We start from the raw sequence: 16,153 nt of genomic DNA, 5'->3' as shown, positions 1-16,153 counted from the left end.
GTGACAGAAGCGATCCTCCTGGTCGGCGGCAAGGGCACCAGACTGCGCCCCCTCACCGTGAACACGCCGAAGCCGATGGTTCCTGCGGCGGGCGTCCCGTTCCTCACGCACCAGCTGGCGCGCGCGAAAGCGGCGGGCGTCGACCACATCGTCCTGGCCACCTCCTATCTGGCCGAGGTCTTCGAGCCGTACTTCGGCGACGGCTCCCGCCTCGGCCTCCACCTGGAGTACGTCACCGAGGTCGAGCCCCTCGGCACCGGCGGAGCGATCCGCAACGTCGCCTCGCACCTCCGATCGGGACCGGACGACCCGGTGCTGATCTTCAACGGCGACATCCTGACGGGCCTGGACATCCCGGCCCTGGTCCACGAGCACGAGTCGACCGGCGCGGACGTGTCCCTGCACCTGTCCCGGGTGGAGGACCCGCGCGCGTACGGCCTGGTGCCCACGGACGCGACGGGCCGGGTGACGGCCTTCCTGGAGAAGCCGCAGACTCCCGAAGAGATCGTGACGGACCAGATCAACGCGGGCGCGTACGTCTTCCGCCGCTCGGTCATCGACACGATCCCGACGGGCCGCCCGGTCTCGGTGGAGCGCGAGACGTTCCCCGACCTGCTCTCCTCAGGCGCCCACCTCCAGGGCATGGTCGACTCCACGTACTGGCTCGACCTCGGCACCCCGCAGGCGTTCGTCCGCGGCTCGGCCGACCTGGTCCTGGGCCGCGCCCCGTCCCCGGCGGTCCCCGGCCGCTGCGGCGAGCGCCTGGTCCTCGACACGGCCGTGGTGGCCCCCGACGCGAAACTGACCGAGGGCACGGTCGTCGGTTCCGGCGCGCGCGTGGGCGAGGGCGCCCGGATCTCCGGCTCCACCCTCCTGGACGGCGCGACCGTCGAGCCCGGCGCGGTGATCACGGACTCCCTCATCGGCAGAGGAGCCACCGTCGGCGCCCGCACGGTCCTCACCGGCGCGGTGATCGGCGACGGCGCCCACGTCGGCGCGGACAACGAACTCCGATCAGGAGTCCGCATCTGGTGCGACGCTGTCCTCCCCCCGGGCTCGGTCCGCTTCTCCTCGGACCAGTAGCCCCGTAAGGGGCGCGGGGAACTGCGCGACCAGCCACGACGGCGCCGCACCCGACAACGAACACAACCGGGGGTCCGGGGGCGCAGCCCCCGGTTTCGGGACGGGAAGGGGCGGAGGGGGCGACCCTCTCCCCACCGTCACCCCGTCCCGACCCCCTACCCTCTAAGGGCACCCCCCGACAGAGGACCCCAGTGGCAGGCCGCCGATACACCCCCCGCACCGAGACACCCACCCGCACCACAGTGCGCGGCGGCGACCTCCGCGTGCCCCACCCCACGACACCGACGGCGGCCCCGACCACCCGCACCTACACGCCCCCGTCCCCCCTCCACCTGGGCCTCACCCTCGGCCCCCTGCGCCGAGGCCCCGCGGACCCCACCTTCCGCGCCACCCCCGACGGCACCCTGTGGCGCACGAGCCGCACCCCCGAAGGCCCCGCCACTCTCCGCCTGACGGCGACGACCCCGGCCGTCACGGTACGGGCCGACGCCTGGGGCGCGGGCGCATCCTGGTTCCTCGACCACCTCCCGACGCTGCTCGGCGAGAAGGACGACCCGGCGCCCTTCGCCCCCCGCCACCGCCTGCTCGCCGAATCGGCCCGCCGCCGCCAAGGCCTCCGCCTGACCCGCACGGGCCTGGTCCTGGAGTCCCTGATCCCGTCGATCCTGGAACAGAAGATCACGACGGACGAGGCCTACCGCGCCTGGCGGCTCCTGCTCCACAAGTTCGGCGAACCGGCCCCGGGCCCGGCGGGCGGCCAGGACCTGCGCATGCGGATCTTCCCGGACCCGTACACCTGGATCCGCATCCCGTCCTGGGAGTGGCACAAGGCGGGCGTCGACAACAAGCGGGCCTCGACGATCATCCGCGCGGCCCAGGTGGCCCGCCGCCTGGAGGAAGCCGCGGCGATGGAACCGGCCGCGGCGAGGGCCCGCCTGGAACTCGTGCCCGGCATCGGCCCCTGGACCTCGGCCGAGACGATCCAGCGCACGAACGGCGCCCCGGACGAGGTCACGACGGGCGACCTGCACCTGCCCGGCATCGTCGGCTACGCCCTCGCGGGCAACCGCGACGCCACGGACGCCGACATGCTGACCCTCCTGACCCCGTACGAGGGCCAACGCCACCGAGCGGCCCGCCTGATCCTCCTGTCAGGAGTCTCACCCCCGCGGAGACACCCGAAGATGCGCAAGGTGAACATCGCGGAGTGGTGATGAGACGGCGCACGAAGTGCGCACCTCAGGGGCGCGGGGCCCGGCGACACCCCTTACCGGACCTCGACGAACTCCGAAACAACCCGGGCCGCCCGATCGGCCGGCGCCGCGGCCGGATGCCCCACGGCGACGGCCCCCATCGGATCCCACGCAGCGGGCAGATCGAGCACCCCGCGCACGACGTCCCGGCAGAACATGGTCGACGAGACCCAGGCGGAGCCGAGCCGCTCACCGGCCAGCGCCACCAGGAAGTTCTGCACCCCGGCCCCGGCGGCCACGACGAACATCTCCCGCTCGGCGGCATCCCGCCGGGCGTCCCCGTACGTGTGCGACCCGTCCATGACGAGACACGGCACCACGAGATACGGCGCGTTGCGCAGCACGTCCCCGCGCCGGACCCGCTTGGCGATGGACTCCTCGCTCTTGCCGTCCCGCCGCAGATCGGCGACCCACGCGTCCCGCATCGCGTCGAGCAGCCGCGTCCGCGACTCCTCGGACTCGAGGAGCACGAACCGCCACGGTGTCGTGTGATGCGGCGCGGGCGCGGTCACGGCGGCCGCGACGGCCCGCCGCACGGCGCCCGCATCCACCGCCTCGTCGGTGAACGCCCGCACGGTGCGCCGCTGCGTCACGGCCTCCCGCACGGCCTCCGAGGTCCCGAGCCGGAACATGTCGTCCCGGGCGCTGCGCACCAACTCCCGTGCGCCGCCGCCCTGTTCGGCCACGACGGCCCCGCCGAGCCCGCGCACCACGGCGACCGGAAGCCCGCCGGCCTTGCCCTTCACCAGATCACCGGCCCCGGCCAGCTCGTCGGCGGTGGCCACCACGGTCGCGCTCAGCGGATTGCCGTGCGCGTCCGTGCCGCCGCGCAGGTCCTCCAGGACGCGCACTCCGGCGGCGCCGATGGCGATGTCGGTCAGCCCGTTGCGCCAGGGGCGGCCGAAGGTGTCGGTGACGACGACGCCGACCTCGACGCCGAGCGCGTCCCGCAGCCCGGCCCGCACGGCCTCGGCCGACGCGTCGGGGTCCTCGGGCAGCAGCAGGACGGTCCCGGCCGGCGTGTTCGAGGCGTCGACCCCGGCCGCGGCCATCACCAGGCCCTGCCGGTTCTCCACGATCCGGAGCGTGCCGCGCCGCGCGACGACCCGTACGGTCTCGACGTCGATGGCTGCCTCCCGGTCGTCGGCGCGGACGATCCGCCCCTCCGCCTTGGAGACGATCTTCGAGGTGACCAGCACGATGTCGCCGTCCACGAGCCCGGGCTCCGCGGCGGCGATCAGCTTGGCCAGGTCATCGCCCTCGCGCACCTCGGGGATGCCGGGCACGGCCCATACGCGCAGTTCGCTCACGCGCCGCGCACCTCCTCGGCGAGGGCGAGGGCGACGCGCGCCATCTCGGCGGCGGCGGTGCCCACCTCCGGGTCCGTCATCATCAGCGGCACGGCCCGGCAGCGGATTCCGGCCGCTTCGACACGCTCCACGACGCCCTCGTCCTCGGTGTCGACCAGCCAGCCGTCGAGCAGCCCCGACCCGTAGTGCTCGGCGACGGCGGCGGCACTGGACTCGACGCCGACCGCGGAGAGCACCTTGTCGGCCATGCCGCGCACCGGTGCGTCGCCCACGATCGGGGACAGCCCGACGACGGGCACCCCGGCCTCGGCGATGGCCTCGCGGATGCCGGGCACGGCGAGGATGGTGCCCACGCTGACCACGGGGTTCGACGGCGGGAAGAGGATCACGTCGGCCTCGGCGATGGCCTCCAGGACACCCGGCGCCGGCTTGGCCTGCTCGGCACCGACCGGGACGACGGCCTGCGCGTCCACGGAGGCCCGCAGCCGCACCCAGTACTCCTGGAAGTGAACGGCCTTGCGCTCCCCGTCGACATCCACGGCCACATGGGTCTCGACGCGGTCGTCGGACATGGGGATGAGCCGCACGCCCGGCTGCCACCGCTCGCACAGCGCCTCGGTGACGGCGCTCAGCGGGAAGCCCGCCGCCAGCATCTGCGTACGGACGATGTGGGTGGCGAAGTCCCGGTCGCCGAGCCCGAACCACTCCGGCCCGACCCCGTACGCCGCCAGCTCCTCCTTGACCTTGAAGGTCTCGTCGGTACGGCCCCAGCCCTGCTCCTCGTTGATCCCGCCGCCCAGGGTGTACATCACCGTGTCGAGATCCGGACAGACCTTCAGGCCGAAGAGATGGATGTCGTCCCCGGTGTTGCCGATGACCGTGATGTCCGCGTCCGGAGCCGCCAGCTTGAGACCGCGAAGGAACCGGGCACCACCGATGCCGCCTGCCAGAACCACAATGCGCATGCGCCCAGCATCGCAGGCAGCACCGACACCGCGTCGGGCGGTCTCGGAACAGCGGTCCCGGACCGCGGCCTCAGACAGCGGCCTCAGACAGCGGCCTCCGCGGCGACCGAGCACGCGGCGGTGTGCATCGGCATGTCGGTGAGGCCGGGGTAGTAGATGTGCAGACTGACGGCGGGTTCGAGGGAGTCGTTCACCACCTCGTGGACATACCCCGGCGCGAACACCCGCTGCGCGCCCGCCGCGAGTGTCCGCACGCCCCGCTCCGAACGCTCCGTCAGTTCCCCCTGGAGCAGCGTCAGCACGCCCGACGAGCGGCCGTGGTCGTGCAGCCCGCTGCCCTGCCCGGGCACCCAGGACAGCAGCCACACCTCGTAGCCGGGTCCGGTGCGCAGCCGGTGGTACCAGCGGGTCGTCGCGTCGAACTCGACCAGGTGCTCCCACTGGGAGCGGTCGGCGGCGATCGAGCGGGCGAGGCCGACGAACTCGGCCACGGTCTCGGGGTGTTCCCGCGCGGGCTGGAGCAGGTGGGGGACTTCGAGGATGTCGCCGGCGATCTGGAGGTCGCTGTCGCTGTTCATCGAGTGTGGGGTTCCTCAGTCGTACAGGTCGATCAGACGGGTCGTTGCAGACGGGCCATGCAGCATGCCGAGAGAGAGTTCTTGCAGGTCATGCAGGTCATGCAGGTCATGCGGAGGTCGTGCAGAGGAGGAGACGCGGTCGGAGCCCGAGGCTCAACGACTCAACAGCTGGAACAGCAACAGCTGTGGTGCGCGCGGGCAGCACAGACGGACCCGGCGGTGCCGGTCGTCGTCCTGGGTGCCAAGTTCGCGAGCATGCCCACCAGGACATCGGTTCATGCCTCCCCTGTCAACCCAATGTCCGGAATGCGAGATATCTTTAGCCCTTTCCGGTTGTTCTGTTTGGTGAAAGGTTTGTTCAGGGCGGAGTGCGGACACTTGGCGCAGTGAACCGGCGCGCAAACGTCGTTGCGATCCTGTGATCTGAATGTGATCAGGCTCGCTTCACGGGCGCCGCCGGAACGAGATCAAACTCTGCGGCGTCCCTTCTTGTGTGGCGTCTCCATGGGCTTGGGTGGCCGGGATCAGTCGAATGGGCCGCTGGCAAGTGTCACGGTTTTTGCCGATTTGAACACTTTCCGCATAGCCTTGGTTCCGCAGAGTGAATAAGGGGCCCAATAGCAGATCCCGGCTTGACTGCCCCGGATCGGCACACTTGTAATTTCACTCGTGTCGTTCAGCCGAAATCGGTAACGGCAACATCACGGGGACGCACGGCTAGACGAGGGGCGCACTATGACCGAGTCGTTTTCGGATCTGCTGGTCGAGGACACGGAAGAGGAACTCGGCTGGCAGGAGCGCGCGCTGTGCGCCCAGACCGACCCCGAATCCTTCTTCCCGGAGAAGGGCGGCTCCACGAGGGAGGCCAAGAAGGTCTGCCTGGCGTGCGAGGTCCGCTCCGAGTGCCTGGAGTACGCACTCGCCAACGACGAGCGGTTCGGCATCTGGGGCGGACTGTCCGAGCGCGAGCGCAGGCGGCTGAAGAAGGCTGCTGTCTAGTCCCCATATTTGCGGTACGTACGGCCCGGCGCAGGTGGGTTATCCACAGGCGGCGGGCCGCTGTTGTCGGCAGCCGTTAGTGTGAGGTCCCGTCCGAGACACCCCAGCGCCCCCGTGCGCCACGGGTGTCCACCGCAGTCCAACGAACCGGGGCCCGTACCTCGATGTCCGTGCACAGCCACTCGGCAGACCAATTCGGCACTGCCGCCGCCGCGTTCAACCCGGGGCACGCCGCAGGGCTCGACCCGAGCAGCGCCCCCGAGTTCCCCAGGCATGTCGTCACCGCCGTCCTCGTCTCGCACGACGGCGCGCGCTGGCTGCCCGACGTTCTGTCAGGAGTGCTCGGCCAGGAGCGCCCGGTGCAGAACGCGGTGGCGGCCGACACCGGCAGCGCCGACGACTCCGCGGCCCTCGTCGCCCGCGCGATCGGCGACGAGCGCGTCCTGCACCTCGCCCGCCGCACCGGCTTCGGCCAGGCCGTCGAGGAGGCGGTGCGCAGCGCCGGGGTCCTCACGCCCGAAGAGCTGCCGTACCTGAAGCGGCCCAGCGGCTGGGACCCCGTCAGCCGCTCCTGGCGCGACGACGCGTACGACCTGCCGGACCTCCCGCACGGCGAGCCCGAGCAGTGGCTGTGGCTGCTGCACGACGACTGCGCGCCCGAACCCGACGCGCTCGCCCAGCTCCTGGCCGTCGTCGAGGCGGAGCGCGAGGCGGGCTCCGACGTCGCGATCGTCGGCCCCAAGCTGCGCGGCTGGTACGACCGCCGGCAGCTGTTGGAGGTCGGCGTCTCCGTCGCCCACTCCGGACGCCGCTGGACGGGCCTGGACCGCCGCGAGCAGGACCAGGGACAGCACGACCACGTGCGGCCCGTCCTGTCCGTGTCCACCGCCGGCATGCTGATCCGCCGCGACGTCTTCGAGCAGCTCGGCGGCTTCGACCGCCGACTGCCGCTGATGCGCGACGACCTCGACCTGTGCTGGCGCGCCCAGGCCGCCGGACACCGTGTCGTCGTCGCACCCGACGCCGTCGTGCGGCACGCCGAGGCGTCCTCGCGCGAGCGCCGCACCGTCGACTGCGTGGGCCGCACCGCGTCCTCCCCGCACAAGGTCGACAAGGCGGGCGCCGTCTACACCCTGCTGGTGAACGCGCGCACGGCGACGCTCCCCTGGATCCTCGTCCGGCTCCTCGTCGGCACCGTGCTGCGCACCGTCGCGTACCTGGTCGGCAAGGTGCCCGGACAGGCCTTCGACGAGATCACCGGTCTGCTCGCGACGCTGCTGCGGCCGGGCCGCATCATGGCCGGGCGCCGCTCGCGCGGCAAGGGAGTCGTCGACCCCAAGGAGCTCAAGCCGCTGTTCCCGCCGCCGGGCGCGACCGTGCGGCTCACCGTCGAGCAGGTCGCCGGCAATCTGTTCGGCGCCGACGACCCGGAGACCACGACCGCCGGACGGCACGGCGGCGGCGGTCTCGAATCGGGGCCGGGTGACGACGAGTTCTTCGAGGTCGAGCAGTTCGCCCGCCTCAAGCGCATCGCCCGCAACCCCGGACCGCTGCTCTTCGTCGTCCTGCTCTTCGTCTCCCTGATCGCCTGCCGCGGGCTGCTGGGCGGCGGGGCGCTCGCGGGCGGCGCCCTGCTGCCCGCCCCCGGTGACGCCTCCGACCTGTGGGGGCGCTACCTCGACGCCTGGCACGCCACCAGCACGGGCGGCACCCAGGCCGCGCCGCCCTACCTGGCCGTCGTCGCCGCGCTCTCCACCGTGCTGTTCGGCTCCACCGGACTCGCGATCACCGTGCTCCTCATCGGCTCGGTGCCGCTCGCCGGATTCACCGCGTACTTCGCGTCCCGGCCGCTGGTCGAGTCGCGGCTGCTGCGCGCGTGGGCCGCCGTCGCGTACGCGTTCCTGCCCGCCGCCACCGGAGCCCTCGCGGGCGGCCGGGTCGGCACCTCGGTGCTCGCGATCCTGCTCCCGCTCATCGCTCGCGCGGGTGCCTCGGCGTCCGGGCTCATGAACGACCGGGGCGCGCGAGGCAGCTGGCGGGCCACATGGGCGTACGCCCTGCTGCTGACGATCACGACGGCCTTCACCCCGATCGTGTGGCCGATGGCCCTCGTCCTCGGCATCGCGCTCCTCGTGGTGCGCCGCGACGACATCACCGCCTACGGACTGCGCTTCCTGGCCGCGCTCGGCACCCCGCTCCTGGTGCTCGCCCCGTGGTCGCTGTCGCTGCTGCCGTTCGGCTTCTTCACCGAGGCCGGGCTCCCGTTCGGCAAGGGCTCGGCCGGCGCGCTCGGCCTGCTCGGCGCCTCCCCGGGCGGCCCCGGCACCATGGGCAGCCTGCTGCTCGTCGGGCTCGTCCTGGCCGCGCTCGCCGCGCTGCTGCGCCAGGAGCGCCGCCTCGCGGTCCTCTCCGCGTGGACCGTCGCCCTCGTGGCCCTGGTCTTCGCGGTGCTCTCCAACAGCTCGACGTGGGCGGGCCCCGCCACCCTCGTCTACGGCATCGCCCTCCTCGCCGCCGCCGCGCTCGGCGCCGACGGCGCACGCACGCGCGTGGCAGAGCAGAGCTTCGGCTGGCGCCAGCCGGTGGCCGCGCTGATCGCGTTCGCCGCCGCGGCGGGCCCGCTGCTGCTCGCCGCGGGCTGGATGATCCGCGGCGCCGACGGCCCGCTGGAGCGGCGGGACCCGGTGCAGGTCCCGGCGTTCGTCGCCGAGGAGGCCGGCACGCGCGACCAGGCCCGCACGCTCGTCCTCGACGGCGACACGGGCGATGTGTCGTATGCGCTGGTGCGCGGCGCGGGCGCCCGCCTCGGCGACGGCGAACTGACCGACGCGGCCGGTGAGAACGGCCGGCTCGACAAGGTCGTCGCCAACCTGGTCGCGGGCTCCGGCGCCGACCAGGCCGACCAGCTCGGCGGCTTCGCCGTGCGCTACGTCCTCGTACGGGACGGGGCGCCGCGCGAGATGGGCCGCGTCCTGGACTCCACCCCCGGCCTGACCCGGCTCAGCCAGCAGGACGGCACCGCGCTGTGGCGCGTCGACCGCCAGGTGGCGCGGGCGGTCGTCCTGCCCACGGCGGACTCCGGTTCGACCTCGGACGACGCCCTGCCGGTCGCCGCGGGCCCGGTCGACATCCACACGACCGTCGGCCCGGGCAAGGACGGCCGCGTCCTGCGCCTCGCCGACCAGGCCGCCGAGGGCTGGACCGCCACCCTCGACGGCACGCCGCTGACGAAGACGACGGTCGACGGCTGGGCGCAGGGCTTCGAACTGCCCGCGTCCGGCGGCCGCCTCGACGTCACCTACGACACACCGTTCACCCACACCGTCTGGCTGTGGGCGCAGGGCGCGCTCGCGATCGTCCTCGTGGTCCTCGCCCTGCCGGGCCGCCGCAAGGACATCGACGACGACCTCCCCGAGGAGCCCGTCGTGCCCGCCCAGGCCGTCGAGGGCGAGGGCCGCAGGGCCCGCAGGCTGCGCGCCCAGGCGGAGGCCGAGGCCGAGCAGGCCGCTCCGGAGACGCAGGCTCCCGTCGAGGACGGGAACCAGGCCGACCAGGCCGACCAGGTCGCGGACATCCCGCAGCAGCAGGCGTACGGCGAGTGGGAGCAGCCCAGTTACGCGGGCGCCGAGTACGGCGCGTACACCGCGGGCGAGCAGCAGTACCAGCAGCAGGGCGGCTACGGGTACGACCAGCAGGCCGACCCCTACCAGGCGGGCCAGTACGACCCGTACGCGTACGGAGGCGGCTACGACCAGCAGGTCCCGTACGACCCGCAGGCCGGGTACGACCAGCACGGCGGGTACGAGCAGCAGCAGCCCGCGTACGACCAACAGGCGCCGCACGAACCGACGTACGACCCGACGTACGAGCAGCACCCGCAGCGCGGCACCGGCGCCGACGGTGAGCACCCCGACGGGAGCCAGCAGTGAACCGCACGACCCTGTCCCTGATCGCCGCCGTGACCGCCCTGGCCGCCGTCACGGGGTTCGCCTCCGTCCGGTCCGGCGGCGAGGACGGCACGCCCGTCAAGGCGGCGGCCCGGCTGCCCGTCGAGCGCTCCAGCCTGCTGTGCCCGCAGCCCAGCCAGTCCGACCTCGCGGAGACGGCGTACACCTCGTACACCCCGAAGTCCGCGGGCACGGAGGGCAAGGGCACGGCGCAGCTGATGCCCGCCGGGACGAGCGCGACCGACAGCGGTGACGACGGCGGCAAGGGCAAGAAGGCCAAGGCGGTCGTCACACCGAAGGAGCCCGGCAAGCCCTTCACGGGCGATGCCTCGGGCGGCGACGCGCCGGCCCTGGTCGGCACCGCCGACGGCGCCCTCGCGCCCGGCTGGACCGTCCAGCAGACCACCACGGTGGACGTGGGCACGGGCCGCGGCCTGCTCGGCGTGGACTGCTCGCAGCCCGACACCGACTTCTACTTCCCGGGTGCCTCCACGGCCAAGGACCGCAGCGACTACATCCACCTCACGAACCCGGACGACGAGCCCGCGGTCGTCGACGTCCAGCTGTACGGCCCGGACGGCGCCATCAAGTCCGAGGTCGGCGAGGGCATCCAGATCGCGGCGCACTCCAGCGTCCCGGTGCTGCTGTCGACCCTGACCGACACGGCGTACCCGAACCTGACGCTGCACGTCACCGCGCGCAGCGGCCGGGTCGCGGCCGCCGTCTCCGCCGCCGACGCGAAGCTGGGCGGCGACTGGCTGCCCGCCTCCACCGATCCGGCGTCCTCGCTGGTGCTGCCCGGCATCCCGAAGGACGCGACGGACGTGCGCCTGGTGGCCTTCGCGCCGGGCCAGGACGACGCCGACCTGAAACTCCAGCTCGCCACGTCCAGCGGCAAGATCACCCCCGCCGGGCACGACACGCTGCACGTGAAGTCCGGGATGACGACCGCCGTCGACCTGAAGGACGTCACGCGCGGCGACCCGGGCTCGCTGATCCTGACCCCGAGCGAGGACTCCGTGCCGGTGGTGGCCGCCCTGCGTGTCACCCGCGGCAAGGGCGCCGACCAGGAGACCGCGTTCATCCCGGCGACCAGCGACATCGGCTCCCGCGCGACGGTCGCCGACAACCGCTCCAAGGGCTCCACGCTCGCCCTGACCGCGCCCGGCGCCACCGGCAAGGTGAAGGTCACCGCGTCGGCGGGCTCCGAGGGCGGCACCCCGGTCACGAAGGAGTACACGGTCAAGGCCGGTACGACTCTGGCGGTCACCCCGCCGGTGCCGAGCGGCCTGAAGGGCTCGTACGCGCTGACCGTCGAGCCGGTGTCGGGCGGCAAGGTCTACGGCTCGCGGATGCTGGAGGAGAAGCAGGACGGCGTCCCGGCGTTCACCATCCAGACGCTGCCGGACGACCGGGGCACGGTCTCGGTGCCCCAGTCCGACGAGGACCTGGCGGTGCTCCAGAAGTAGCGCCGGGGGAGACGGTCAGTCCTCCTCGTCCCCGTAGCGGGGATCGACGGTCTCCGGGGTGAGCCCCAGGACCTCGGCGACCTGCTCGACGACGACGTCGTGCACCAGGGCCGCGCGCTCGTCGCGGCCCTTGGTGCGGATCTCGATGGGGCGCCGGTAGATCACCACGCGCGCGGGGCGGTCGTCCCGCGCCGCGATCGTGCCGCCCAGCGGCACCGAGTCGCCGCCGAACGCCTCGTCCTCGGCCGTGAGGCGCGGCACCTCGAGGACGAGGAAGTCGACCTCGCCCAGCTGCGGCCAGCGCCGCTCCAGGCGCTCCACGGAGTCCTGCACGAGGTCCGCGAAGGTGTCGGCGCGGCTCGCGGACAGCGGCACCTGCGGGGGCGCCACGGGCCCGCGCATGCCACGCCCGTGCCGGTCGCGGCGGCGCGGCGGACGCGGCTCGCCGGGGGAGCGCGGTACCTGACTGTCTGGCCTTTCCATCACCGACGCAGCGTAGTCCTTGGGGACGCCGGAGCGGCGCACGAAGCGGGGCAGTCCCGGACGGGCCGCCGCATGTCGCTTCCCGACCGATCAAGCCATTCTTGGGCCGGATTCTGTATCCCTCCCGGACCGTTGAACTCGTGAAAGTTGACGCCATTTGTCCCGAGTGGTGACGGCTTTCATGTGCACCGTGGGGCGTACGACCCCGGGTCGCCGCAGGTCATGAAGGCGCCCGTGCGAGCCGGTGTGCGCCGTCTCACACCACGACACGGTGGGGTGACCTCGGGGAGAGTCGTCGCGGCCCGCTCAAGAGTGCGGTACCGTCCAACGCTGTGAGCCCTGTACGTCGCTGTTCGCGCACCGCTTGCGGCCGTCCCGCCGTCGCGACGCTGACGTACGTCTACGCCGACTCGACCGCGGTCCTCGGCCCGCTCGCCACCTACGCGGAACCCCACTGCTACGACCTGTGCGCCGAGCACTCCGAGCGCCTCACCGCGCCGCGCGGCTGGGAGGTCGTCCGCCTCACCGACGGCAGCGCCCCGTCCCGCCCCAGCGGCGACGACCTGGAGGCCCTGGCCAACGCCGTGCGTGAGGCGGCCCGCCCCCAGGAGCGCGCCGCCGAGGCCGGCGGCGCCGGCCCGCGCACCGCGGACCCCATGGAGGTCGCCCGCCGCGGCCACCTCAGGGTCCTTCGCTCGCCCGACAACTGACCGCATACGGGGGCACAGCGCGCCCGCGGCAGCCGCCTTCACCGGATCTTCGCCACCATCTCTGTCACGCACGTTGACGCGAGTTTGTTGTGGACAGAACATTTTCGCCACCCTGTCCATGGGAATCCGGGATTCCGGGAGGCGCCCGTGTTCGTCCAGCAACTGGAGCCCGTCAGCGGCTCCCTCGGCCTGTCCGCCCTCGTCGCGACCCTGCCCCTCGTCACCGTCCTCGTCCTGCTCGGCGCCGTGCGCATGAAGGCCCACCGCGCGGGCCTCATCGGCCTCGCCGTCGCCGTCCTGGTCGCCTGGCTCGCGTACGGCATGCCGCTCGGCCAGACCCTCTCCAGCGGCGCGCAGGGCGTGCTGTTCGGGCTCTTCCCCATCATGTGGATCGTCGTCAACGCCCTGTGGGTGTACCGGATGACGGTCCGCACCCGGCACTTCGACATCCTGCGCCGCTCCTTCGGCCGGCTCTCCGACGACCCGCGCATCCAGGCCCTCGTCATCGCGTTCTGCTTCGGCGCGCTCCTGGAAGCCCTCGCCGGATTCGGCGCGCCCGTCGCGATCTGCTCGGTGATGCTCGTCGCCCTCGGCTTCGACCCGGTGAAGGCCGCGGTCGTCTCCCTGGTGGCCAACACCGCGCCGGTCGCCTTCGGCGCCATGGGCACCCCGGTCGTGACACTCGCGTCGGTCACCGGCCTGCCCCTGGACGCCGTCGCCTCCGTCGTGGGCCGGCAGACCCCGCTGCTCGCGCTCGTCGTCCCCCTCGTGCTCGTCGGCCTGGTCGACGGGCGACGCGGCCTGCGCGAGACCTGGGTGCCCGCGCTGGCCTGCGGAGTCGCCTTCGCCGTCGCCCAGTTCGCGGCCTCCAACTACGTCTCCGCGCAACTCGCCGACATCGGAGCCGCGTTGATCGGCGCGGCCGCACTGGTCGCCGTCCCGCAGGCGCGCAGGCCCGCCGCCGAGCCGGTGCGCGCCGCGGTCCTCACCGGCGTACGCAGCGAAGACCTCGACGAGGAGGACCCGCGGCGCGAAGTGCTGCGCGCCTACGCCCCGTACGCGCTCATCGTCGTGATCTTCTCCCTCGCCCAGATCCCGGCCGTCAAGGACTGGCTCGCCGAGGCGAACCGCGTCTTCGACTGGCCCTTCCTGAACGTCGCGAACCCGGACGGCGACCCGGTGAGCGGCAACGTCTTCACGCTGCCGCTGGTCTCCACCGGAGGCACGCTGGTCCTGATCGCGGGCGTGCTGACGGCCGTCGTCATCGGCGTGCACGCGCGCGTGGCGGCACGCGAGTGGCTGGGGACCGTGCACGAACTGCGGTTCGCGATCCTCACCGTGACGAGCGTGCTCGCCCTCGCCTACGTCATGAACCTCTCCGGGCAGGCCGCCACCATCGGGCACTTCGTGGCCGCGGCGGGCGCGGGCCTCGCCTTCCTGTCACCCGTCCTCGGCTGGTTCGGCGTCGCGGTATCCGGCTCCGACACCTCGGCCAACGCCCTCTTCGGCGCACTCCAGGTGACGGCCGCCCAGCAGTCGGGCCTGTCGCCGGAACTCCTCGCGGCGGCGAACAGTTCGGGCGGTGTCCTCGGCAAGATGATCTCCCCGCAGAACCTCACCATCGCGTGCGCGGCCGTCGGCCTCGCGGGCCGGGAGGGCGATCTGCTGCGCAAGGTGCTGCCGTGGAGCCTGGGACTGCTGCTCGTGATGTGTCTCATCGTGTACGCCCAGAGCACGGCGGTGCTGTCCTGGATGCTGCCGTGACGCTCGCGTGACCAGCACCGATGGCGGACGGCGGGTTCTTTGCGAGGAATGAGGGGGTCACGCTCTGTTGTCGGTGCGGACCGGTAGTTTGTGGGGTCCGTGAAGTACTTCAGGAGGGCTGGACCGGGCCATGGCTGCTGATCTGTCGCAGATCGTCAAGGCGTACGACGTGCGCGGGGTGGTCCCGGACCAGTGGGACGAGAAGCTGGCCGAGCTGTTCGGCGCCGCGTTCGTGCGGATCACGGACGCGACGGCGATCGTGGTCGGGCACGACATGCGGCCCTCGTCCCCGGGCCTCTCCCGCGCGTTCGCGCTCGGAGCCACCGCTCAGGGCGCGGACGTCACCGAGATCGGCCTGTGCTCCACCGATCAGCTGTACTACGCGTCGGGCGCGCTGAACCTGCCGGGAGCGATGTTCACGGCGTCGCACAACCCGGCCGAGTACAACGGCATCAAGCTCTGCCGGGCGGGCGCCGCCCCGGTCGGCCGGGACACGGGCCTCGCCGACATCCGCCGCCTCGCCGAGGAGTGGAGCGACACGGGCGCCCCCGAGCCGGCCGCCACCACGGGCACGATCAGCCGGCGGGACACCCTGGACGACTACGCGGCGCACCTGCGCGGCCTGGTCGACCTCACCGCCGTCCGCCCGCTGAAGGTCGTGGTCGACGCGGGCAACGGGATGGGCGGCCACACCGTCCCCACCGTCCTCGCGGGCCTCCCGCTGGACGTCGTACCGATGTACTTCGAGCTGGACGGCACGTTCCCGAACCACGAGGCGAACCCGCTGGACCCGGCCAACCTCGTGGACCTCCAGGCCCGCGTCCGGGCCGAGGGCGCCGACCTCGGCCTCGCCTTCGACGGCGACGCGGACCGCTGCTTCGTCGTCGACGAGCACGGCGACCCGGTCTCCCCGTCGGCGATCACGGCCCTGGTCGCCTCCCGCGAGCTCGCGCGCAACGGCGGCTCGGGCACGATCATCCACAACCTGATCACTTCCTGGTCCGTGCCCGAGGTCGTCAAGGAGCACGGCGGCACGCCCGTACGCACGCGCGTGGGCCACTCGTTCATCAAGCAGGAGATGGCGACGACCGGCGCGATCTTCGGCGGCGAGCACTCCGCGCACTACTACTTCAAGGACTTCTGGAACGCGGACACGGGCATGCTCGCCGCGCTCCACGTCCTGGCGGCGCTCGGCGGCCAGGACGGCCCCCTCTCCGCCCTCGTCTCGTCCTACGACCGCTACGCCGGCTCCGGCGAGATCAACTCCACGGTCGCCGACCAGGCCGACCGCCTCGCCGCGATCAAGGCCGCGTACGGCGACCGGGACGGCATCACCCTGGACGAGCTCGACGGCCTCACCGTCACGGCGTCCGACTGGTGGTTCAACGTCCGCCCGTCGAACACGGAGCCCCTCCTCCGCCTGAACACCGAGGCCCGGACCCGCTCCGCGATGGAACAGATCCGCGACGAGATCCTCGGGATCATTCGCGCCTGACGTCCGCCTGCGGCTCCCCGCGCCTCCTTTGATGAGATGCCGCACGAAGTGCGCATCTCAGGGGCGCGGGGAACTGCGCGAGAAGCGGCCACCGGCC

Annotated in this window: 12 protein-coding genes; 8 read left to right on the top strand and 4 right to left on the bottom strand. The window is 72.7% G+C overall.

Annotated features, from left to right (window positions below; translation table 11 throughout):
* Positions 1–1,083 (top strand): sugar phosphate nucleotidyltransferase, encoded by a 1,083-nt coding sequence (locus K377_RS25530; RefSeq protein WP_111665857.1) that lies wholly within the window; start codon positions 1–3, stop codon positions 1,081–1,083.
* A 191-nt stretch (positions 1,084–1,274) separates the two neighbouring features.
* Positions 1,275–2,297 (top strand): DNA-3-methyladenine glycosylase, encoded by a 1,023-nt coding sequence (locus K377_RS25525; protein WP_111665856.1) that lies wholly within the window; start codon positions 1,275–1,277, stop codon positions 2,295–2,297.
* A 53-nt stretch (positions 2,298–2,350) separates the two neighbouring features.
* On the opposite strand, the gene K377_RS25520 is transcribed toward K377_RS25525, so the two are convergent.
* The 3 genes from K377_RS25520 to K377_RS25510 form a co-directional block, all read right to left on the bottom strand.
* Entirely contained in the window at positions 2,351–3,646 is a 1,296-nt protein-coding gene (locus K377_RS25520; protein WP_111665855.1) for a coenzyme F420-0:L-glutamate ligase, read from the bottom strand.
* Entirely contained in the window at positions 3,643–4,611 is a 969-nt protein-coding gene (cofD, locus tag K377_RS25515; protein ID WP_111665854.1) for a 2-phospho-L-lactate transferase, read from the bottom strand. Before cofD ends, K377_RS25520 begins: the two co-directional genes overlap by 4 nt.
* An 83-nt stretch (positions 4,612–4,694) precedes the next feature.
* Complete coding sequence (locus K377_RS25510) at positions 4,695–5,189, bottom strand: cysteine dioxygenase family protein (protein ID WP_111665853.1); 495 nt, start codon at positions 5,187–5,189, stop codon at positions 4,695–4,697.
* 735 nt (positions 5,190–5,924) lie between these two features.
* Here K377_RS25510 and K377_RS25500 point away from each other — a divergent pair.
* From K377_RS25500 to K377_RS25490, 3 genes are all read left to right on the top strand, one after another.
* On the top strand, positions 5,925–6,188 hold the full coding sequence (locus tag K377_RS25500; RefSeq protein WP_111665851.1) for a WhiB family transcriptional regulator: 264 nt from the start codon (positions 5,925–5,927) through the stop codon (positions 6,186–6,188).
* Positions 6,189–6,352: 164 nt separating this feature from the next.
* Positions 6,353–10,117, top strand: coding sequence for a glycosyltransferase (locus tag K377_RS25495; protein ID WP_111665850.1), 3,765 nt, complete (start codon positions 6,353–6,355; stop codon positions 10,115–10,117).
* Complete coding sequence (locus K377_RS25490) at positions 10,114–11,604, top strand: DUF5719 family protein (RefSeq protein ID WP_111665849.1); 1,491 nt, start codon at positions 10,114–10,116, stop codon at positions 11,602–11,604. The genes K377_RS25495 and K377_RS25490 overlap by 4 nt, the downstream gene beginning before the upstream one ends.
* Positions 11,605–11,619: 15 nt before the next feature.
* On the opposite strand, the gene K377_RS25485 is transcribed toward K377_RS25490, so the two are convergent.
* A complete protein-coding gene (locus K377_RS25485) occupies positions 11,620–12,087 on the bottom strand; it encodes a metallopeptidase family protein (RefSeq protein ID WP_111665848.1) in 468 nt (155 codons plus the stop codon).
* Between the two features lie 332 nt (positions 12,088–12,419).
* Between K377_RS25485 and K377_RS25480 the strand changes: the two genes are divergently transcribed.
* The 3 genes from K377_RS25480 to K377_RS25470 all read left to right on the top strand — a co-directional run bounded on the left by K377_RS25480 (position 12,420) and on the right by K377_RS25470 (position 16,056).
* Positions 12,420–12,797: a DUF3499 domain-containing protein gene (locus tag K377_RS25480; protein ID WP_111665847.1), complete on the top strand. Its 378-nt coding sequence runs from the start codon at positions 12,420–12,422 to the stop codon at positions 12,795–12,797.
* A gap of 147 nt (positions 12,798–12,944) precedes the next feature.
* The gene (locus K377_RS25475) at positions 12,945–14,561 is read left to right on the top strand and encodes an L-lactate permease (RefSeq protein WP_111665846.1); all 1,617 of its coding nucleotides are present in this window, start codon (positions 12,945–12,947) and stop codon (positions 14,559–14,561) included.
* Between the two features lie 130 nt (positions 14,562–14,691).
* A complete protein-coding gene (locus K377_RS25470; RefSeq protein WP_111665845.1) occupies positions 14,692–16,056 on the top strand; it encodes a phosphomannomutase/phosphoglucomutase in 1,365 nt (454 codons plus the stop codon).
* Positions 16,057–16,153: the final 97 nt, after the last annotated feature.

This window comes from Streptomyces sp. PsTaAH-137, from assembly GCF_003259365.1.
Taxonomy (GTDB): domain Bacteria; phylum Actinomycetota; class Actinomycetes; order Streptomycetales; family Streptomycetaceae; genus Streptomyces.
This window is presented reverse-complemented; position numbering and strand designations above follow the sequence as displayed.